At 65.1% G+C, this 21,591-nt stretch carries 16 protein-coding genes and 1 pseudogene; 13 read left to right on the top strand and 4 right to left on the bottom strand.

The window, feature by feature from the left end:
• The first annotated feature begins 111 nt into the window (after positions 1-111).
• Entirely contained in the window at positions 112-885 is a 774-nt protein-coding gene (locus C7H84_RS21905; protein WP_346428392.1) for an aldose epimerase, read from the top strand.
• 79 nt (positions 886-964) lie between these two features.
• Here C7H84_RS21905 and C7H84_RS21900 read toward each other — a convergent pair whose 3' ends face one another.
• A complete protein-coding gene (locus C7H84_RS21900) occupies positions 965-3,634 on the bottom strand; it encodes a polysaccharide lyase 8 family protein (protein WP_121860753.1) in 2,670 nt (889 codons plus the stop codon).
• A gap of 543 nt (positions 3,635-4,177) precedes the next feature.
• On the opposite strand from C7H84_RS21900, the pseudogene C7H84_RS37205 reads away from it, so the two are divergent.
• Positions 4,178-4,376: pseudogene (locus C7H84_RS37205) on the top strand (ISNCY family transposase); the annotation flags it as partial.
• Between the two features lie 344 nt (positions 4,377-4,720).
• Here the strand turns inward: C7H84_RS37205 and rpoD are convergent.
• Positions 4,721-6,748, bottom strand: coding sequence for an RNA polymerase sigma factor RpoD (gene rpoD / locus C7H84_RS21890; protein WP_240462066.1), 2,028 nt, complete (start codon positions 6,746-6,748; stop codon positions 4,721-4,723).
• A gap of 480 nt (positions 6,749-7,228) precedes the next feature.
• Between rpoD and C7H84_RS21885 the strand changes: the two genes are divergently transcribed.
• From C7H84_RS21885 to C7H84_RS21835, 10 genes are all read left to right on the top strand, one after another.
• Entirely contained in the window at positions 7,229-8,242 is a 1,014-nt protein-coding gene (locus C7H84_RS21885; RefSeq protein WP_121860752.1) for an NAD-dependent epimerase/dehydratase family protein, read from the top strand.
• A complete protein-coding gene (locus C7H84_RS21880; RefSeq protein WP_162999338.1) occupies positions 8,239-8,883 on the top strand; it encodes a TetR/AcrR family transcriptional regulator in 645 nt (214 codons plus the stop codon). The genes C7H84_RS21885 and C7H84_RS21880 overlap by 4 nt, the downstream gene beginning before the upstream one ends.
• Before the next feature lie 10 nt (positions 8,884-8,893).
• A complete protein-coding gene (locus C7H84_RS21875; RefSeq protein ID WP_121860750.1) occupies positions 8,894-9,541 on the top strand; it encodes an epimerase in 648 nt (215 codons plus the stop codon).
• Between the two features lie 1,363 nt (positions 9,542-10,904).
• Entirely contained in the window at positions 10,905-12,581 is a 1,677-nt protein-coding gene (locus C7H84_RS21865; protein ID WP_121860749.1) for a methyl-accepting chemotaxis protein, read from the top strand.
• Between the two features lie 28 nt (positions 12,582-12,609).
• The gene (locus C7H84_RS21860; RefSeq protein ID WP_121860748.1) at positions 12,610-13,086 is read left to right on the top strand and encodes a chemotaxis protein CheW; all 477 of its coding nucleotides are present in this window, start codon (positions 12,610-12,612) and stop codon (positions 13,084-13,086) included.
• Between the two features lie 8 nt (positions 13,087-13,094).
• Positions 13,095-14,573 (top strand): protein-glutamate O-methyltransferase CheR, encoded by a 1,479-nt coding sequence (locus C7H84_RS21855; protein ID WP_121860755.1) that lies wholly within the window; start codon positions 13,095-13,097, stop codon positions 14,571-14,573.
• A complete protein-coding gene (locus C7H84_RS21850; protein WP_121860747.1) occupies positions 14,570-15,316 on the top strand; it encodes a chemotaxis protein CheW in 747 nt (248 codons plus the stop codon). Before C7H84_RS21855 ends, C7H84_RS21850 begins: the two co-directional genes overlap by 4 nt.
• Positions 15,313-17,691 (top strand): hybrid sensor histidine kinase/response regulator, encoded by a 2,379-nt coding sequence (locus C7H84_RS21845; RefSeq protein WP_121860746.1) that lies wholly within the window; start codon positions 15,313-15,315, stop codon positions 17,689-17,691. The genes C7H84_RS21850 and C7H84_RS21845 overlap by 4 nt, the downstream gene beginning before the upstream one ends.
• A complete protein-coding gene (locus C7H84_RS21840; RefSeq protein ID WP_121860745.1) occupies positions 17,688-18,695 on the top strand; it encodes a chemotaxis response regulator protein-glutamate methylesterase in 1,008 nt (335 codons plus the stop codon). Before C7H84_RS21845 ends, C7H84_RS21840 begins: the two co-directional genes overlap by 4 nt.
• A gap of 45 nt (positions 18,696-18,740) precedes the next feature.
• Positions 18,741-19,850, top strand: coding sequence for a diguanylate cyclase (locus C7H84_RS21835; protein ID WP_121860744.1), 1,110 nt, complete (start codon positions 18,741-18,743; stop codon positions 19,848-19,850).
• Positions 19,851-20,307: 457 nt separating this feature from the next.
• Here C7H84_RS21835 and C7H84_RS21830 read toward each other — a convergent pair whose 3' ends face one another.
• Both C7H84_RS21830 and C7H84_RS21825 read right to left on the bottom strand, forming a co-directional pair.
• On the bottom strand, positions 20,308-20,730 hold the full coding sequence (locus C7H84_RS21830) for a type II toxin-antitoxin system VapC family toxin (protein WP_121860743.1): 423 nt from the start codon (positions 20,728-20,730) through the stop codon (positions 20,308-20,310).
• On the bottom strand, positions 20,721-20,975 hold the full coding sequence (locus tag C7H84_RS21825) for a type II toxin-antitoxin system Phd/YefM family antitoxin (RefSeq protein ID WP_121860742.1): 255 nt from the start codon (positions 20,973-20,975) through the stop codon (positions 20,721-20,723). Before C7H84_RS21825 ends, C7H84_RS21830 begins: the two co-directional genes overlap by 10 nt.
• 261 nt (positions 20,976-21,236) lie before the next feature.
• Here C7H84_RS21825 and C7H84_RS21820 point away from each other — a divergent pair, with 261 nt between their 5' ends.
• Entirely contained in the window at positions 21,237-21,551 is a 315-nt protein-coding gene (locus tag C7H84_RS21820) for a helicase (RefSeq protein ID WP_121860741.1), read from the top strand.
• The last annotated feature ends 40 nt before the right edge of the window (positions 21,552-21,591 follow it).

Below are 21,591 nucleotides of genomic sequence, written 5' to 3'. Positions count from 1 at the left end.
AAAAGGGACGCGTTCATATAGGTTCAATGGCGCTATCGTGGCGAGGACATACTGCATTGGCCACGCGCCGCGGATTGGCAGAATGCCGCCGACATTCGAGGCGGAAATCCATTGCTGTTTCCGTTCGTCGGACGGCATTTCGTGGGCGGACACGAGGGCTGGTGGATGGATGGCGACGGACACGTACGGCGTCTGGCCTTGCACGGATTCGCATCGCATCTTCCATTCGAGATGACGGCGGCTGATCCGGGCGGCAGCATCACGATGACATTGCGAGACACGCCATTTACGCGCACCCGCTACCCATATGCCTTCGAATTCCGGATGACGTATCGACTGCTGGAGAACGGACTCGAAGCCACAATGACCGTATCGCACGAGGCACCGGTGCACGGCATGCGACGCCCGATGCCGTTTTATGCGGGCCACCACTTCTACTTTGAGTTGCCGCAGCAACTGCGCAGGCTCTCGACGCTATATCTTCCGGCCGCCCGCATGTCGCGCCAGCTTCCCGATGGGACGCTCGCCCCGTTCACGCCCGGCGATCGCGCGTACAGCGTGGACGATGCGACATTGATGGATTGCTATCACGTGCTCGACGAACCGGGCACGGTTCTGCTTGCCATTCCGCCCCATCCGCGCGCGCCGACGGGGCGGCGAATACGAGTCGAGCTGGATGGCGCGCCTGATCCTTGGTACGCAGTTACGACCTGGACGCAGCGTCAGTCGCCGGCGGATTTCTACTGCGTCGAGCCGTGGATGGGGCTCGCCAATGCCATACACCATGGACACGGGCTGCGGTTGCTCGCTCCTGGAGACAGTACCCGCGCAACATGTCGGCTTGTCATTGAGTCCGGATCGCAAGCTCCGTGCGCGTCGCCATGACCGCGGTCGGGTGGTCCCAAGGGGCCGCAGCCCGACCGCCTGTAGCGCCGAAATCCATCGGCGCTATGTCACCGCATCTTTAAAAGTTGAAGTTGGCGGCAATGCTCCTGCCGTGCGCGGCATTGACGTTCACGCTCAACTGGATCGGGCTGAGGCTGACCACCGTGATCGCGCTGTCCGGAGTTCCGGCCACACTGCTCGCATTATGGTTGATCGTGACTGTGACGACGCCATTGTTCGCCTCTGTCGGATCGGAAACCGCAACGGACAATTGCGACGCAGTTTCGGCCACCGTCACGGAAGCCTTGGACGAGCTCGTCAGGTAGCTTTGTCCGCTGACATTGACCGTGCCACCACTCGCGTTCCAGAAGTTCGCCCCGACGACGCGCGTATAGTTGCCGGCGCTCGGCGTGTACATGACCGCATGGATACCGTTGCCGTTGGACAGGATCGAGATGCCCGAATTCGAGGCGATCGCATTGACCTCGGCCGCGCTCTTGTTGGGCAGCAGGACATAGGCGTAGCTGGCCGAAGCCGGCGCTGTTCCCTCCGGAATGGCGAGGCTCAGATAGTTGTCCGTCACCTGCGTGGCGGAACCGCCCGCATTCACGTCGCTCCATGCGCCCGTGCGCGCTTCGCGCAGTACCGACAACGTAACCGGCGTCGGGAAGAAATAACCGATACCCTTCGAACCGGTCGGACAAGGATCGTTCAACACCGGGCTGCACGTGCTTTGGCTGCTACCCTGGATATGCGCCCATTTCACATTGGCAACCGTTTGAGTCCCGGCACCCAGTGACGCATTGTTATAGCCGCTGTTATTGATCGTGAGCTTGTTGGCACCACCCGCCGACCCGGAATATGGCGGTACGAGTTTGCGGTTGTCGACGATGGTCTCGACGGGACTTGCCGCGTTGTCCGCGATGTCGGAACCGAGCGCAACGATGCGATCGTCCATCATGAACCACGACTTTCGGCCGGTCAGGCCGCTCGGGCTGGTGCGACCTTGCGGCGGTTCCTGCGACAGAAATCCCGACATGTCGAACTCCATGCCCGCGGACGAGTAAGTGCCCGCAACGCTCGAACCACCTGTCCACCGAAGGTTGTTCAGCGCATTTCCGTAGAACGACCAGTCAACCGGCAGATGGGTGTTCGGATTGTTGAAATTGGAACCGTCGACGGTCGTGCCCGGCAGCCGCCCGGAATCGACCGTAGCCCAGAAGTTGCCGGTGAATTGCTTCTCGTCGTCGGTGTACATGGTCGACATGCCCGCGCCGGTCAGCCAGCCCTTCTTGTTCTCACCGTTTCCATATTCGAACGACGAGATTCGATCGGAAAACATCGAAAGCCCAAAGCCGAATGTCGGCGTCGTATGCACTGCGCGCGCCATGCTGCCGAATACGCGGCTCGTTTGCACGGTCGAGCCCGTCACCGTGCTGTCGGCTAGCAACGCCTTGACGCGCACCATATCGTACAGGCTGCTCACACCCCACATGTAACACGCCGACGTGCAACCTGACGCGCTATTGAACGTCGTGTCGGACTGAATCCAGCCCTTCACCAGACTATTGATGTGCGCAGCCGTCGCCGCATCTGCAGCGTCCGCGAGGCGCCGCACGGAAACACTCATCGCCCGTCCAGCCATATGATCGCTCGTCGCCGAACGAGAAATCTGCCGTCCGCGCGTCATGTCCATCATCGCTCCACCGTAAATGAACGGAGCGATGCTGTTGTCCACCCAGCCGGCAACGGATTGAATCTCGGCACTGGAAAAACTCCACTGCGTATTGTTGGTCAGGTACATCAGGTTCGTCATGTCGTCAATCACCGAGGCGCCGTAACCGCCGATGTAGCTGACGTAGTGATGCTGGATAAACGAACCGTCCGCGTAGAAACCGTCATCCGACGTGACGTTGTTATAGACCGGCGCCATCGCATTGCGAGCGGCCGTGATCTTGTTGCCGTCGTTGGCCAGCATGCCGCTGAAGATCCGTCCCACGACCTTGTCCAGCAGATTGGCGCCCGTCATCGCTACCGGCGGATTTGTCACCGGCCACGTCTGGTTGGTCGGGTCGGCGTTGAAGTGATCCATCGCCGTCACGTAATTGCCGATCAAGCCGCTGATGTTCGGATCGGAATCGTTTGTCAGATCGCTATAGAGCGGAATCAGTATGCTGCCGAGCGTCTTCGGAATGCCGATTTCCCAGTCCCACCAGTTATCGAACTGCGAAATGGACGGGCTGTAATGGTTGGTGTACAGCCACTGGAGCGCATCGACGATCTGCGCCCGCAGAGCCTGGTTACCGTGCAGACTGGATCCTTGCGTGGTGTAGGCAAGCACCATGCTCTGGACGTTCAGAAAGTTGTTGCGAACGGACGAGCTTTGCGTCCAGTCGCATGGATGAGTTGCGGTATTGGCTGCCGTGTTCCCGGTCCAGAGGCACGTGGTTCGGTTCGCAGCGGAAACGAAGTCGTTTTGCAGTTGCTGCGCGGTCGAGACGATGGACGAAATCTTCGCGGATACGTCCGGGTCGCTCGTGTCCACCGCCCCGCCGGTCACGTAGGTCTGCCACTGTGCGCGCATGCCGGCAATCGCATCCGAAACCGCGTCCTTCTGCGTGGCGACCAGAGAGTGCTGCGCATCGGATGGCGAGCCGTCACCGCCGCCGCAACCCGCCACCAGCGCTGCAATAGCCAATGCGATCGGAATCTTGATGCCGAGATTCTTACTTTTGCTACGAGATTTCATTCCGAACCTCTCACGAAATTAGCATTACTAAATGATCTTCCGGCCGTCGACTGCAAACAACGATGCAGCAGTGCTTTCCTCGCGCTTTCCGCGATGACCGGAACGACGTTCTGCAACTCACCGTTCAAGCGGCTCGCAAGGTCCGGCACTCCCCCGGCGTCAGAAAAGGCGATGAAGGTAAGCGCTTTCCAAAAAGACCGCTAAGCGTCCATCGCGGCCAAGCCGTATCAAGCCACACGCGAGAGTCGCTTTCCATACGGGAAACCACCAAAAAGCCACATCACGGATCCAAGCAAGACTACCCGATAACGGACAGCGACGCTCCGGCACAAGGTAATCGCATACCTTAGTCCGCATGCGCATAGCGATTCAGGCCGATTTGGAACAGGGGAATGGACGGAGCGCGCGGTGGGAGGAGCGAGATGTTGAACCGTTGAAACGGTACGCAAGGCTTTGCCATCACTCGCACAATGGGCACGAGGTCGAATGATCCGACGAAACCGTCACGAATACGGACGCCGGGAAGCTGAGTACGGCTTCGTCAAGCGGGTGGCGTTCTACAGCGACAAGTACAGCGTGTTCCGCAATACGACCGCCGGCAAGACCGGCCAGAGCGTCACGCACTTCGGCCGGGCCATGTATGAGTTGAACATCGACACGTTCTGCGCGAACAGCAGCTCGGCTGGGGCGTGTCGTGAGAGCACATCTGACGTTGCAGGACCGGCTGGTCAAGGAGATGCGCGCGTACCAGTCGGAGCACCTAACGACGGGGTGTGCTGGCACCGCCGGTCGAGGGACCGCTCATCTGCGATGCGGCCATGTCTGGAGACGCCCTCTGCTTCATTGGCGAACGGCAGACACTAACCCATTGATGATTATTATCGACAATTTGGGGTCGGACCGGATATTTGGCCTCGCACCGGCTGCGCACATCGATTTCGGACGACGCCGCGATCATTTGCCATCGGGCGGTAGCTGCAAGTTTTCCTCGCAGCGAACACGCCCGGTCAGGACAACGATCAGGCCGATGCGTGATCGCTGCCAGTCTGGAGTCGGTCGTCGAAGGGATACGACGCCCGCCTTGTCTCAGCGCTCAAGAAAGGGCCTGAGCTTGTCTGCACGGCTGGGATGCATCAGCTTGCGCATCGCCTTGCTCTCGATCTGACGGATCCGCTCACGAGTCACATCGAACTGCTTGCCGACCTCTTCAAGCGTGTGATCGGAGTTTGTGTCGAGCCCGAATCGCATCCGCAGAACCTTGGCCTCGCGCGGCGACAACCCGGCGAGTGCCTCGTCGATCGCCGCGCGCATGTTCGCGTGAATCGCCGCCTCAGCCGGTGAACTCGCCGAGACATCCTCGATCATGTCGCCGAGCGTTGCATCGGCATCGTCACCCACCGGGGTTTCGAGCGAGACAGGTTGCTTGGCGATCTTGAGGATACCGAGCACTTTCTCCTCGGTCATCTCCATGCGTTTTGCCAGCACCGCGGGATGCGCTTCCTGCCCGGTCTGTTGCAGGATTTCGCGCGATATCCGGTTCAGCTTGTTGATCGTCTCGATCATGTGGACCGGCACGCGAATGGTCCGCGCCTGATCGGCGAGCGCACGCGTGACAGCCTGCCGGACCCACCAGGTCGCGTAGGTCGAGAACTTCCAGCCGCGCCGGTATTCGAACTTGTCCACGGCCTTCATCAGGCCGATATTGCCCTCCTGGATCAAATCCAGGAACTGCATGCCGCGATTCACGTATTTCTTGGCGATTGAAATGACAAGACGAAGGTTCGCCTCGATCATCTCGCGCTTGGCCTGTCGCATTTTCAGTTCCGCGGCACTCATCTGGCGGTTGATCTGCTTGAGCTGCTGGAGCGGCAACGAGACCCGCGACTCGAGGTCGATGAGCTTCTGCTGCGCCGCCTGAATCGCCGGCTGATGTCGCTCGAGCGCCGCGCCAAACTGCTGCGAGGTCGCTGCCGTCCGGATCGTCCATTCAAGATCGGTCTCGTGGCCCGGGAACGATGCGACAAACGCGTCGCGCGGCATGCCGCAACGGTCGACAGCAATCGCCAGGATACTGCGCTCGATCGCGCGAACCTCAGTCACTTGCCCATGCACAATTGCGCACAGGCGGTCGATGGTCTTCGCGGTAAAGCGGATCGGCGCGAGTTCACACTGGATCGCCATGCGCACTTGCGCGGCGGCTGCGGAACGTGCATCGCCAGTGACAGGCTCATCCGGCAACTGCTCGAACAGTGCACGCACGCGCGCGAAAATCACAAGACTGTCGTTCGTGAGTTCTTGGAGGCGAGCCGCGTTCGCCTTCTCCGAATCCCCGGCGCCCGTTTCGACGTCGTCTTCGTCCGAATCATCGTCGGCGGCGAGTACTTCCGCATCCTCATCCTGGAACTCCGGCGTCATTTCGCTTTCATCGGCGTCGACACTGATGCCATCGACCAGTTCGTCGATGCGGAGTTCGCCTGCCACGATGCGGTCGACATCGGCAAGAATCGTGGACACGATCGACGGACACGCGGCAATCGCTTGAATCATGTCCTGTAGACCATCTTCGATCCGTTTCGCGACCTCGATTTCACCGGCGCGGGTCAGCAGCTCGCTGGCCCCCATCTCACGCATGTACATCCGAACCGGATCCGTGGTGCGGCCGAATTCGGAATCGACGGTCGACAACGCAGCTTCGGCCTCCTCGTCCGCCTGATCGTCGGATGCCACGGCCGGTGCAGCGTCGGTGAGCAGGAGCGCTTCGGCGTCCGGCGCTTGCTCATACACGGCCACGCCCATGTCGCCGAACGTGCTGACGATGGTGTCCATCGCCGCCGTTTGGGCAAAGTTGTCGGGCAGGTGATCGTTGATGTCCGCGTGGGTGAGATAACCGCGCTCACGACCGAGCGCGATCAACGCGCGCATCTGGTGCTGGCGCTCTTCGTTCTGGCGTGCCAGTGACGCGATGTCCGTCGGCGTCGGGGCCTGGGCCTTTCCCTTTGACACACGGCGGCCGGCTTTTGCCGTGGCGGTGATTTCAGGGGACGTGGAATCGTTCCGATCAGGAATTGTCAATACATGCTCCTCGACAGATGAGCCGACGATCGTCGCGAGCATGACGCCAGAACGGGTTGCCTGCCGGGATGCGAACGGAATCGTGATACGCACAGATAGTCGAGGCCGGGGTGCCTCGCTCGAAATCCGTATGCGCAGCTTGTGGGGGGCGTGAATGATACCGGAATGTATTGTGCGGCACAACACTGGGCCCCGTGGATCTCCATACACTGCCGGTGTAGTCCCGACCCGAAGCAGCCAGTCGAGACATCAACGAGCCTGCCCCGAACCAGACGTTCGGGACAGGCTCGAGCAATCGACTGCATCCGCTGCGAACCAGGTCCAACCTGCGCTCGGTTCAGTTCTCGATGCAGATCCGTGCAGCCATCAACCAGCCGCATCGCCTGAACTTCGCCCCTTTTCCGACGGCGCCTCTGGTGCGACACGCAATCTCTAACGGCTCCATGATTTGCCACGCCACCATAAATGGAGATACGATCTCCGTTTATGGATTCGACTGTCTTGGACCTCAGGAGGCATCTCATGGCAGACAGAGTTTTGGTAACCGGCGGGACCGGCTACGTGGCACGCGCGTGCATCGCCGCACTGCTGGAAAAGGGCTATGAAGTGCGCACGACGCTGCGCGATCCGGGCAAGCAAGCCGCGGTGCGGGCTGCCGTGGAATCGGGCGCGGTATGCGGTGGTCAGTTTTCGTTCGTGGTGGCGGATCTGCTCGCCGATGCAGGATGGGATGAGGCGGTAGAGGGCTGTCGCTACGTGCTGCATGTCGCCTCTCCGCTGGGTCTCGGCGCGACGACGCCGGAGCAGATGATCGAGACCGCACGCGGCGGCAGCCTGCGCGTGCTGGCCGCCGCTGTGCGCGGCGGCGTGGAGCGGGTGGTAATGACCTCTGCCGCCAACGCGTCCAGCCCGGACTCGTACGAGGAAGAAGGCGTCACCGACGAAACCCTGTGGACCGACCCCGATGCGCCGGGCCTCGTTCCCTACCGCCGCTCCAAGACGCTGGCGGAGAAGGCGGCCTGGGACTTCATGCAGGACAAAGGGGGCGCCACCACGCTGACCACCATCCTTCCTGGCGCAGTCTTCGGCCCGGTGCTGTCGGCCGAAAACCTGAACTCCGTGCAGGTCATCGGCCGCATGCTGCGCGGCGAGATAGCCGGGATTCCTCGCATCGGCTTCGAGATCGTGGATGTTCGCGACCTGGCCGACATCCACCTGCGTGCAATGGTGGCCCCCGCGGCGGCCGGCGAACGCTTCCTGGCCACGGGCGAGTTCATGTGGATGTCGGAGATCGCCGAGACGCTGCGCACGAGCTGTCCGCGGGCGGACAAGGTGCCCACCGTCGAACTATCCGACCAGCAGGTGCGACAACTGGCCGAGACGCGCCCGGAACTCCGCGAGATCGCGGTGGCGCTGGGCCGCAAGAACCGGCACAGCATCGAGAAGGCGCGTCGCGTCCTCGGCTGGATCCCGCGGTCCGCGCGCGAAACGGTGGCCGACTGCGGTCGCAGCCTGATCGAATGGCGGGTCGCTTGAGCAAGCCGCCCACGAAGCGTCTGCGAAGCGACGCGGCGAACAATCGCGAGCGGCTGCTGGCCGCCGCGAATGCTGTGTTCGCCGAGCGCGGCCTGTCCGCCACGCTGGACGACGTGGCGCGCCATGCCGGGGTGGGCGTGGGCACGGCCTACCGCCACTTCCCCAACAAGCAGGCGCTGGCCTCCGAAGTGCTCGAAGGCGCCATGCAGCAGTTGATTGCCGACGCCGAAGCTGCGCTGGCCGCGGCCGATCCCTGGCAGGGCTTCGCCAGCTTCTTCGAAACCGTGGTGGCGACGCAAGCACGCCATCGCGGCCTGCACCACCTGTCCGCCGCCGATGGCATCGCCAGCCCGCAAGTCCAGAAGCGCTTCGAACAAGCCGTGGCGGCGTTGTTCGAACGCGCGCAGCGCGCGGGCGTCGTGCGCGCGGATGCTTGCGCCACCGACATCGGACCGCTGCTGGTGATGATGCGCACGGTCATCGACCTGAGCCCGCCTGCCAAGCCGGAGCTCTGGCGCCGCTACCTCGCCTTCCTGCTCGACGGCATGCGCGCCGGCGGCCTCACACCGACCTGGGTCGAAGGCCTCACCATGCAGGAGTTCGACGACTTCCTGTCCACCAAGAAGCGCTCGGTGAAATGAGCCTGCGTCTATGAAAATCATCCTGACAGGGGCCACCGGCTTTGCCGGAGGCGAAGTGCTGCGACAGGCGCTGGCGGACCCGGACATCGCGCAGGTCACCGTACTGACGCGGCGCAGCGTGGGCTTCGTGCATCCCAAGCTGCGAGAAGTTCTTATGCGAGACTTCCTCGATTATGAGGGCCGGGATCTGGCCGGCTACACGGCCTGCATCTGGTGCCTCGGCACATCGCAGGCAGGCGCTGCGGCGCAGGCGTACATGCGCGTGACGCTGGACTATCCACTGGCCGCTGCCCGGGCGATGTTCGCGGCCAATCCCCGCTTGCGTTTCTGCTTCGTCAGCGGGCGAAGCGCCGACCCTACGGAACAGCGCCGCTCGTTATTTGCCTGCATCAAAGGCCGCGCGGAGCGCCAACTGTCGGAGCTGGACGCCCCGATCTTCATTTTTCGCCCCGGCTACATCCGTCCCACAGCCCGCAGCGGTCCGCGCAAGGACCTTGCGCGCTTCCTGGCCCCGGTGGGCGCCCTGTTCTCACTGCTGGGCGCCGACTACAGCGTGGACTGCGACCAGTTTGCGCGCTGCCTACTCGATGTTGCGAAACACGGGGCCGACCGTGCATTGCTGGTCAACAGCGAGCTTCGAGCATGGCCGATGAAATGAGCTGCCGTCGGCATGGACGGGCGTCAGCGTCGACATAGCGGCACAGCCGCTCGCACTGTGCGCTGCGGACCGATTAATTGCCAGGTCGCGAATCGTGGTGATTGCAGAAGCCCGGGAACGTTGAGGCGTCGGCGACTCCAATCTTTTCGAGCCCAACCTTTCCGTCTATTTTGCCAATCTGCACAAAGCCCTTCTTGGCGGAGTACGCGTGCCCGTCTTCCGAGATCAACCGCAACCCACCTCGCCGCTGCACGGTATGCGACCGGATCGCCTCGGCACTGGAGCATGTCTCCAACGATGCCGAAGGATGTAGACAAGGCCCCGATCGAAAAAACGCCATCTCCTCCGCGTGACTCTGCCCATCGGGCAGACGTTGTCGCTTCTCACGACACTGAGTAATGCTCAAAACGACGAAAAAAAGCAGCAAAACCAACCTTGAAACCGGACATTTTTAAATAGCTGGACGGTGGACATCTGAATTCGGGTATGACAGCCGTTTATATCGTTGGGTATATTAGCGCCACACGACGGCCATGCATCTATTGCAGCGGGTGTCGATATGAACGTGATCGCGCTTTGGCTCGGCCATAAGCATCTCGACACGACACACATCTACATGGAAGCCGATCTTGCGCACTGAAGGAGAAGACGCTGAATCGGCTGCAGCCGGCGGGGCAGACTGCTCCGCGATTTCGCGCGACCGACAGGGTGATGGCATTCCTCGCGAGCCTGTGATTATATTCACGGCGACGGTCCAAGACGTCCGTCACTCAATACGTTCCGGCCGCCGCTGTGCGTAATCCGGCGCTGAGCATAATCGTGAATATGCGAAGCTTCACAATGGGCGAATCCCGGCCGGCCCTCTAGCGTGCGCTCGTCAACTTGACAGAGCCATTTCGTCTTCCTCATCGCTTCATTCTCCCGCCGCCTCTTCACCAACTTGACAGAGTCTTTGCGTGGCTTTCAAGAGTTGGGCGGCAAGAAAATCGATAGTCGCGCTCGCCCCCGCAAACATCTTTCAATTGGATTTCAGGCGGTTCGATCATGCGTCATCGTTCCGCATTTCAGGCCACCGGCGCCCCGTCGTCGGCCGGCCAGCCGAAATACCGCCCCCCCGCCTCCGCCCTTTCAAATTTCCGCAAACGTCTGCCTATTGACCTATCTTTAATGGGATGAAAAAGCATGGGTCAATGCGTAAAAAATTCGATTGCGATCAGCCGCGCCGCAGGACAGCATGCCGGGCAGCGGCAATCGGATACCCATCCGGAACGATTCGATTGATCGCGCCGACCTGCGACTGAATCGTTTTCTCTGCACTTCGCGCCGCCGGATCCGGACGACCCACGCCCTACGGGAGATAGACATGGCCACCGTGACGCCCCACGCCGGCACACCCCCTTTGCGCGCCATGCTGCGCGGAGGACGCTTCACGCTCGGCACGCGCATCGTGCTCAGCTTCGGCGCGATCTTTGTGCTGATGCTGGTCATGGCCGTGATTTCATACACCCGATTGACGGCGATCGACGCCGCTGCCGACAGCCTCCAGCGGGATTCGGTGCCGGGCCTGTACCTGTCGACGTCGCTGCGCACCGTGATCAATCAAAGCTATACGGTGGTCGAACGCGCGACCTTCATCGACGGCGATGCGGACGGCACGAAGCGCGATCTCGACCGGATTCCGGAAGCGCTGAGGCGTTTCGACCAGGCGTCGACGCAATACGAGGCGACGCTGTTCCGCGACGAAGACAAAGCGCGCTTCGCAACGCTCCGGGCCGCATACGACCAGTACCTGCCGCTGTTGAACGACGCCGCGCATGCGGCGGCGAGCGACCGCGCGGCTGCGCAGGCCAACTTCGCGCCCGTGACGACGGCGTGGGAGAACGTAGTCCGTGCCGCGGACGCGCTGGTCGACGAGAACCGCAGCGAGGCCGACGATTCGGCACGGCAGATCCGCCTGTTGGTCAACACGGCGGAAGCGACGCTCGCGACCGCGCTGAGCGTCGTGCTGCTGGTCGCGCTCGCGACCGGCTATGCGCTGTTCCGCGCGATCACGGGGCCGATGGCACGGCTCGTCGAGGTGCACGACGCAATGCGCACCGGCAACCTCGCGCAGCGGCTCGACCTGCGCCGCAGCGACGAATTCGGCACGCTGCAGGACGGCTTCAACCGAATGGCCGAACAGCTCGCGAGCCTCGTGTCGCAGGCGCAGCAGTCCTCGCTACAGGTGACGACGTCGGTTGCCGAAATCGCGGCGACATCGCGCGAGCAGCAGGCGACCGCCAATGAAACCGCGGCAACGACGACCGAGATCGGCGCGACGTCGCGCGAGATCTTCGCGACGTCACGCGATTTGCTGCGCACGATGAACGAGGTGACCGGCGTGGCCGAACAGTCGGCGACGCTCGCGGGCGTGAGCCAGAGCGGCCTCACGCGGATGGGCGAGACGATGCGCAGCGTGATGGACGCGGCCGGCTCGGTGAACGCGAAACTCGCGATTCTCAACGAAAAGGCGCTGAACATCAACCAGGTCGTCGCGACGATCACCAAGGTAGCAGACCAAACGAACCTGCTGTCGCTGAACGCGGCGATCGAGGCCGAAAAGGCGGGCGAGTACGGCCGCGGCTTCGCGGTCGTCGCGACCGAGATCCGCCGCCTCGCCGACCAGACGGCCGTGGCGACCTACGACATCGAGCAGACGGTGAAGGAAATCCAGTCGGCCGTGTCGGCGGGCGTGATGGGGATGGACAAGTTCTCCGAGGAAGTGCGCCGCGGGATGCTCGACGTGCAGCAGGTCGGCGGCCAGCTGTCGCAGATCATCGCCGAAGTGCAGACGCTCGCGCCGCGCTTCCAGATGGTCAACGAAGGGATGCAGACGCAGGCGAACGGTGCCGAGCAGATCACCCAGGCGCTGTCGCAGCTGTCGGAATCCGCGCAGCAGACGGCCGAATCGTTGCGCCAGTCGTCGCAGGCGATCGACGACCTCACGCTCGTCGCGAACCACCTGCGCACCGGCGTGTCGCTCTTCAAGATCGACGGCTGACGCCCGCGGCCTTCGGGCAGACGACACGATGCTCTTCCTTCTTTTTGAACTCGACGGCGAACGCTATGCGCTCGATGCGACGCGGATCGTCGAGGTGCTGGCGCTCGCGCCCGTGAAGTCGATGCCGGGTACGCCGCCATGGCTCACCGGCGTGATCGATCACCGGGGCACGCTGGTGCCGGTGATTGATGTGCCGCGGTTCGCGCTCGGGCGCGCGGCGCACGCGCTGCGATCGACGCGGCTTGTCGTCGTGCGCTATGCGCAGCAACACGAGGCGGACGGCGCCGATCGATGGCTCGGGCTGATCATCGAGCACGCGACGCAGGTGCGCGAGTTCGCGCCCGCGCAATTCGCCGACAGCGGGATCGCGATGCCGCACGCGCGCTGGCTCGGGCCGGTCGCCGCCGACGCGACGGGATTCGTGCAGCGGATCGACGTAGAGCAGATGCTCGATGACGACGCGCGCGCATTGCTGTTTCCGCCCGCGCAGGTGCTTGCCGGATGATGACCATGATGAACGCCAACGACCCTCGATTCGAAGCGTGGCTCGCGCGTGAAACCGGGATGGATGCGGCGACGCTTGGCAATCGTGCGCTCGCGCGCGCGGTTGCCGAACGCGCACGCGTCACGCAGCCCAATGCACCGGACGCGCCCGACACACCGCTGCCCGCCGGCGGCATGCCGGACGACGTCGCCGAGGCCGCCGGTGGCGCCGCGATCGATGCGTACTGGCAGCGGCTGAATGCGTCCGCGGACGAACGGCAGGCGCTGATCGAAACGCTGGTCGTGCCGGAAACGTGGTTCTTCCGCGACCGCGAGGCATTCGTCGCGCTTGCGCGGATCGCCGACGCGCGGCTCGTGCGCGAGCCGGCGCGCACGCTACGTGTGCTGAGCGTGCCGTGCTCGACCGGCGAGGAGCCGTATTCGATCTCGATGGCACTGCTCGACGCCGGCATCGGCCCGTCGCGCTTCGCGATCGACGCGATCGACATCAGCGCCCGCGCGATCGAGCGGGCGCGGGTCGCCGTCTACGGACGCAACGCGTTTCGTGGCCACCCGCTCGAATTCCGCGACCGCCATTTCCGTGAAACGGCCGGCAGCTGGCAGCTCGACCCGCGGGTGCGCGAACCGGTACGCTTCGTGCAGGCAAACCTGTTCGACCTGCCGCTCGACGCGGACACGCGCTACGACTTCATCTTCTGCCGCAACGTGCTGATCTATTTCGACCGACACGCTCAGGACCAGTCGATCCGGCTGCTCGACCGGCAACTCGCGGACGCCGGCACGATCTTCGTCGGCCCGGCCGAGACGGGGCTGATGATGCGGCATGCGCTGGTGCCCGCGCGCATTCCGCTCGCGTTCGCGTTCCATCGCGCGCCGCCGGTTGGTGCTCCGGCTGCGGGCGTGAACGGTGGCGAGCGGCTGTCCACCGTGTCTGCGGCATCTGCCACACCGGTGGCCCCGCGAACGTTGCCGCTCGGGCACCCGGTCGCGGCGCCCTCCGCGGCAAGCCATTTCGCAACGGCAACCCTGTACCGCCCGCCGGCCGTGCCGCAGCGGCAGCCGGCGACGCGCATCGCGCACGCGGCGCCCGATGCCACGGATTCCACGCCGAGCGCACCCGCCGCCCCGGCGCCCACGCTGGCCGACGCCCGCCGGCTCGCCGACACGGGCCGCCTCGACGACGCCGAGCGCGCCGCGCACACGTTCGCGCTCGCGCACGGCCCCGACGCGGACGCGTTCTACCTGCTCGGCTTGATCGCCGATGCGCGCGGTCTCGATGCGGACGCGCAGGATTTTTATCGCAAGACGCTGTATCTCGACCCGGCTCACTACGAGGCGCTGACCCATCTCGCCGCGCTGCGCGATGCGGCAGGTGACGCGGCAGGTGCGCGGCAACTGATGCTGCGTGCGCAGCGGGCGAGCGCGCTGCGCGGCGCGTCAGCCGTGCCGACGGCGGACCGGACCAGCGAACCCGGGAGGAACCGATGACCCACGCCGCTCGTGACGACCGCGCTCCGGCTAGGGCTATCGACGATTGCTGGAATGGCATCGGCACGCGAGGTGACGGCTCATGCCCGCGGCTTGTCGAGCACACCCGTTGCCTGAACTGCCCGGTGTTCGAACAAGCAGCCGGGAAGCTGCTCGACCGGCCGCTCACCGACGCGGACCTCGCCGAAACGGCGCGCGCCGCACGCAGCGCGTCGCAGCCGGCCCCGGCGGACGCACGACTCACTGCATCCGCCGCCTCTGCCGCATCCGCCGACAATGCGCGAGCGCTGCAGTCCGCGCTCGCGTTCCGCGTCGGCGACGAATGGCTCGGCCTGCCCGCCGCCGCGCTGCGGCAGATCGACGGGCCGCGCCCGATCCATTCGCTGCCGCACCGGCGCGACGGCGCAGTGCTCGGGCTCGTCAACGTGCGCGGCACGCTGACGATCGCAGCATCCCTCGGCGTACTGCTGAATCTGGAACGCAACGCAGCCGGACCGCACGAGTCGCGCAACGCGTATGCGCGGATGCTGGTCGTCGAGCATCGCGGCGACGCGGTCGCGCTGCCCGTCGACGAGGTCGAGGGCGTGCTGCGATTTGCGGTGCACGCGCTGCTGCCGGTGCCGACGACGCTCACCCACGCGGCCGCGATGCACACGCGCGGCCTGCTCGCGTGGCGCGATACGACGATCGGCGTGCTGGACACCGACCGCGTGTTCGACTCGCTTGCGAGGAGCCTGCGATGAGCACCGACGACGACCTGATGCGCCTGTCGCTGCTCGACCTGTTCCGCGACGAAGCACACACGCAGACGCAGGCGCTCGCGAGCGGCCTGCTGACGCTCGAACATGCGCCCGGCGACGCGCCCGCGCTGGAAGCGTGCATGCGCGCCGCGCATTCGCTGAAAGGCGCCGCGCGCATCATCGACCTGCAGGACGGCGTCGACGTCGCGCACGCGATGGAGGAATGCTTCGTCGCCGCGCAGCGTGGCGAGCTGACGCTGACGACCGCGCACATCGACGCACTGCTGCATGGCGTGGACCTGCTGCTGCGCGTCGGCAACGCCGATCCGGCGGCGGCGGTTTCACGCACGGACATCGAGGCGCTGGCCGCACTGGGTCGCACCGACGCGTCGGACGAGGGCGCCGAACGCGCGGTGTCGCTCACACCGCTTGCACTGCCCATACCGCCCGCGCCGGAACCAGGCGCCGCAGCGCCGCACCTCGGCTACCCGCCCGACGCTGCCGCCCTTGTCCCAATATCGCCGCACACCGGCGACGGCCCCCCGCGCCACCCGCCCGCCGATCCGTCGCCGGGCTTGCATGCCGTCGCGCCCGACGCCCCGCCTTTGCACACCCAACCGCCCCCCCGGCACGATCCGCAGCGGATGCTGCGCGTACGCGCCGAGCAGCTCGACCAGCTGTTGAGCCTGTCCAGCGAATCGCTCGTCGAATCGCACTGGCTGAAGCCGTTCACGGGCTCGATCCTGCGCATCAAGCGGATGCAGCGCGACGTCGCGCGCTCGCTCGACATGCTCGTCGAAACGCTCGCGGAGCGGCTCGACCCGCCCGCGCTCGCGTCGCTGAACGATGTGCGCCAGGGGCTCGGCAACCTGCAGCTGCAGCTCGGCGCCCGCCTGGACGAGCTCGACCGCTTCGACCGCCGCAGCACGCATCTCGCGCAGCAGCTTTACGACGAAGCGTTGCGCTGCCGGATGCGGCCGTTCGGCGACGCGACGCACGCGTATCCGCGCATCGTCCGCGATCTCGCACGCTCGCTCGGCAAGCGCGTGCGGTTCGCGATCGTCGGCGAAACGACGCAGGTCGATCGCGACATCCTCGACATGCTCGACGCGCCGCTCGGCCACCTGCTGCGCAACGCGCTCGACCACGGCGTCGAGACGGCCGGCGAGCGCATCGCGCGCGGCAAGCCGGCCGAAGCGAGCGTGACGCTCGAAGCGCGCCACAGCGCGGGCCAGTTGCTGATCTCCGTCAGCGACGACGGCGCCGGCATCGATCTCGGCGCGCTGCGCGCAGCCGTCGTGCGGCGCGGGCTCGCCGACGCGGACACGGCCGCGCGGCTGTCCGACCACGAGCTGCTCGACTTCCTGCTGCTCCCCGGCTTCTCGATGCGCGACCGCGTCACCGATGTATCGGGCCGCGGCGTCGGCCTCGACGCGGTGCACGACATGGTCAAGGCCGTACGCGGCACCGTGCGGATCTTCACCGAGCCGGGCCGCGGCGCGCGCTTCGTGCTGCAACTGCCGCTCACGCTGTCGATCGTGCGCAGCCTGCTCGTCGAGGTCGGCGGCGAAGCGTACGCGATCCCGCTTGCGCACGTGCGCCGCACGCTCGAACTCCCGCGCGCCGACATCGACACGCTCGAAGGCCAGCAGCACTTCCGCTTCGACGGTCGCCCGGTCGGGCTCGTCACCGCGCACCAGCTGCTCGGCGCACCGCCGCCGGAACAGGCGCGCGACAGCGTCGCGACTGTCGTGATCGGCGACGAATGGGAGTCGTACGGGATCGCCGTCGACCGGTTCCGCGGCGAGTGCATGCTGGTGATCCAGCCGCTCGATCGCCGGCTCGGCAAGGTCAAGGACATCGCCGCGGCCGCGCTGATGGAGAATGGCGAACCGGTGCTGATCATCGACGTCGAGGACTTGCTGCGGTCGGTCGACAAGCTCGTGCGCGGCGGCCAGCTCGACAAGGTGCAGCGCGCGCAGCAGACGGCCGCCGCACGGCGCCGGCACGTGCTGGTGGTCGACGATTCGTTGACGGTGCGCGAACTGGAGCGCAAGCTGCTCGAAAAACGCGGCTACGCCGTCACCGTCGCGGTCGACGGGATGGACGGCTGGAACGCGCTGCGCGGCGCCGATTTCGATCTCGTCGTGACCGACATCGACATGCCGCGCATGGACGGCATCGAGCTCGTCACGCTGATCAAGCGCGATGCCGCGCTGAAATCGCTGCCGGTCATGATCGTGTCGTACAAGGACCGCGAGGAGGACCGCCGTCGCGGGCTCGACGCGGGCGCCGACTACTATCTGGCGAAGAGCAGCTTCCACGACGAAACCCTGCTCGACGCCGTACGAGACCTGATAGGAGAAGCCCGTCCGTGAACATCGGCATCGTCAACGACCTTCCGCTCGCCGTCGAGGCGTTGCACCGCGTGGTGGCGCGGCGGCCCGAGCACCGCGTGCTGTGGGTCGCGACCGACGGCGTGCAGGCCGTCGAGTTCTGCGCAGCGCAACCGCCCGACGTCGTGCTGATGGACCTGATCATGCCGAAGCTCGACGGCGTCGAAGCGACGCGGCGGATCATGTCTTCGGGCAAACCGTGCGCGATCCTGATCGTGACGAGCAATATCGGCGCGAATGCATGGCGCGTGTACGAGGCGATGGGCGCCGGCGCGCTCGACGCAGTCGATACGCCGCGGCTCGGCGCAGGCTCGAACGGCGACACCGCGCAGCTGTTGCTCGCGAAGATCGACCAGATCGGCCGGCTGCTCGACAAGCCGACGAGCGCCGCCCGCCCCGCCGGCACGGCGGCGCGCGGCGACGGCGGGCGGCTCGTCGCGATCGGCGCGTCGGCCGGCGGCCCGACCGCGCTTGCGTCGATCCTCGGCGCACTGCCCGCCGATTTCCGCGCGCCGATCGTTATCGTGCAGCATGTCGACCAGGCGTTCGCTGACGGCATGGCGCAATGGCTCGACGGCCAGACGCCGCTCAACGTGCGCATCGCCCGCGAAGGCGACCGGCCACAACCGTCGTTCGTGCTGCTCGCCGCGACCAACGACCACCTGCGGATCACGCGCGCCGGCACGCTCGAATACACGCGCGAGCCGACCGAGACGCCGTACCGGCCGTCGGTCGACGTATTCTTCAGCAGCGTGACCGAGCACTGGCCCGGCGACGTGATCGGCGTGCTGCTCACCGGGATGGGGCGCGACGGCGCGATCGGGCTGAAGGCGATGCGGATGAAGGGCTACCAGACGATCGCGCAGGACCAGGCGACGAGCGCCGTCTACGGAATGCCGAAAGCCGCCGCGACGCTCGGCGCTGCGCGCGCGATCCTGCCGCTCGAGCGCATTGCGGACGAACTGGCGGCGCTCGTCAGGAACTGAATGAAATGGACTTGCGTGCCAGCAACGGCAACAACAGGTGTCGACATGACGAATGACTCCACGCGACGCCCGGGCCACGATAACGGCACGTCCGCCGCGGACGACGCGGACGACGCGGGCGCGGCGCTCGAAGCCGCGCGCGCGACCCTGCAGGCGCCGCCGGCGACCGACGTGCCGGTGATGGTGCTACTGGTCGACGACCAGACGATCGTCGCCCAGGCCGTGCAGCGCGCGCTTGCCGACGAGCACGGCATCGACTTCCACTACTGCACGCGCTCGGACGACGCGCTCGCCGCCGCAGTCGAAACGCGGCCGACCGTGATCCTGCAGGACCTCGTGATGCCCGGCACCGACGGATTGAGTCTCGTGAAGGCGTACCGCACGAATCCCGTGATCCGCGACGTGCCGATCATCGTGCTGTCGACCAAGGAGGAACCGGCGATCAAGAGCGCCGCATTTGCGGCCGGCGCGAACGACTACCTCGTGAAGCTGCCGGACCGCATCGAGCTCGTCGCACGGGTCCGCTACCACTCGCGCTCGTACGTCAACCTGCTGCAGCGCGACGAAGCCTACCGCGCACTGCGGCAATCGCAGCAGCAATTGCTCAAAGCGAACCTCGAACTGCGCCGCCTCACGCATTCCGACGGGCTCACCGGGCTGTCGAACCGCCGCTATCTCGACGAATACCTGGCCGCCGAATGGCGGCGCTGCGCGCGCGAGCGCAGCGAGCTGTCGCTGCTGATGATCGACGTCGACAACTTCAAGCTCTACAACGACACGTACGGACACGTGTCGGGCGACGACGTGCTCAAGCGGGTCGCCTCGACCGTCGAAAGCTGCCTCGGCCGCGCGGGCGATCTCGCCGCACGCTTCGGCGGCGAGGAATTCGCGGTGGTGCTGCCGGGCACGTCGCCGGGCGGCGTGCGCCTGCTCGCCGAGAAGATTCGCCTCGCGATCGAAGCACTGCGGCTGGAGCACGTGCATTCGTCGACCGGCCGCTACGTGACGATCAGCATCGGCGGCGCGAGCGTCGTGCCGGCGGCCGGCCTGCCGACGACGTCGCTGATCGAGGCAGCCGACCGCGCGCTGTACCGCGCGAAGCACCAAGGCAAGAATCGCGTCGCGATCGATGCGGGGCCGGCAATGGCGAAGTAGTCTGCGTAGTACGCGCATACGCTTGCAGCTCGAGCGCCGATGGAAACGCGATCGTCCCGGCAACGGAAGGACAAGCGCCATCAGCTGCTGGTAGTGCCGGCACGTCATCACAGACAGCGCCGGCTAACTCTGTGCCGGCCGCTCCCGGCAATGGATCGGCAAATCGTGTGTCTGAACCGGCGAATGGGGCCGCGCAGGCAATCTGGCTTGCGCCATCGCAAGCCAAAGTTGGCCAACCGTTCACGGTGCAGCTCGTCATGAATTCGGGTCAGCCCGTGACCGGCATTCCAGTAGCGATCGGCTACGATCCGAAGAAACTGCAAGCGGGCAGGTGTCCGTTCGGACTCCTGTCGTCAAGTCAAGCGGCATCGCGTGAACCAGGCCAATCAATCTCGTCCATGGTGTTTTCCCGTGCAACCAGCGACGAGTAGCAGCGCGCCGGTCGATTCGACATGGATCAGGTTGACATCGACACCTGCGGCACGCGTACGGTGAGTCCGGGTAGATCGGCGAAATCCGCCACATTCAGCGTCATCAATGCGTAGCCGTGCTCGATTGCCTGCGCCGCGATCCACAAATCGTTATAGCGCGGGCGCGGCGAGCGGCCGGCCTGCTTGACCGCGGCCGCCAGCACGCCGAACGCGGCGGCGGTGTGGCGCGTGACGTCGAGCACGGGACGCCGCTCAAGCTGACGCAGATGGGCGGCTCGACGCGCACGCTCCGCGGCGTCTGCGCAAGACTGCACGCCGAATGCCAGCTCGCCAAGCGAGATCGTCGAGATGAATACTGGCGCATCACCGGCGACGTCGATCACCGCGCGTGATTCGACCGTGCCACCGGCGAGCCCAACCCACACGCAACTGTCGATGATCATGCCCACGGATCACGCACTCCTTCTTCAAAGCCGGCGCGACTGTCGCGCAACCAGCGGGCCGCATCGTCGGCGCCGAGGCTCAGCGGCAAACCCTCGAGCGCCTGCGCGGCGTTCATGACCGGTTCGGCGGGCACCAGGCGTGCGATCACGGTCTGGTTGCGTTCGACCACGACGGTCTCGCCGCGCTGCGCGACGCGATCAAGGATCTGGCGGGTGTGGCGCGCCAATTCGGTAGCGGTGATGGTCGGCATGATAGCCTCCGGGGATGATGAATACGTATTATACGTATTTTGCGCATCACGCCACACGAGAGGTGCGGTCCTAGCGTTCGGGGGCATTCAGCACTGTGCCGCCAAGGCAGTTAGGGACACAGGCCGTTGCCTACCATAGGGCTTGGACGAAATGGCAGATGTGTGGTGGCGCGCAGCGGCCGCGTCCATCGCACAACCTCGCGGATTTTCGGTGAATCTTGCACAGCGTTAGAATGGCGCCCCTTCCCACAGGAGACGAAAATGTCCTGGTTCGTATACGAAGTGCCCGAATACCACGAAGACGCTGCGCGCATCGAGCCGTTGAGCGATCTGCGTAGCCGTGTGCTGAAACTCGGTGACCCGGCCATGGCCGACGAACTGGAAAGCGTTCGCGAGAACGCCGCGGCAACAGCGGACACACCCGAGCGCCCGCTGCGTAATCCGGAAAACCCGCATGTCTTTCCGATTCCTTACGCCGAGTCCATGATCCTGGTCGGATTCATCTTCGATCTGAAGCGCGAATTCCGGCAACTGGTCGTATCACCCGTGGAAATGCCCTGGCTGAAAGACGCGTAAAAGTTGGTCGGAGCGGAAGCCGACGGGAAAGTCGCACCGG

Source organism: Burkholderia sp. Nafp2/4-1b (genome assembly GCF_003635165.1).
Classification (GTDB): Bacteria; Pseudomonadota; Gammaproteobacteria; order Burkholderiales; family Burkholderiaceae; genus Burkholderia.
Note: the sequence above shows the minus strand (reverse complement) of the source record. Positions and strands in the feature narration are given on the sequence as shown.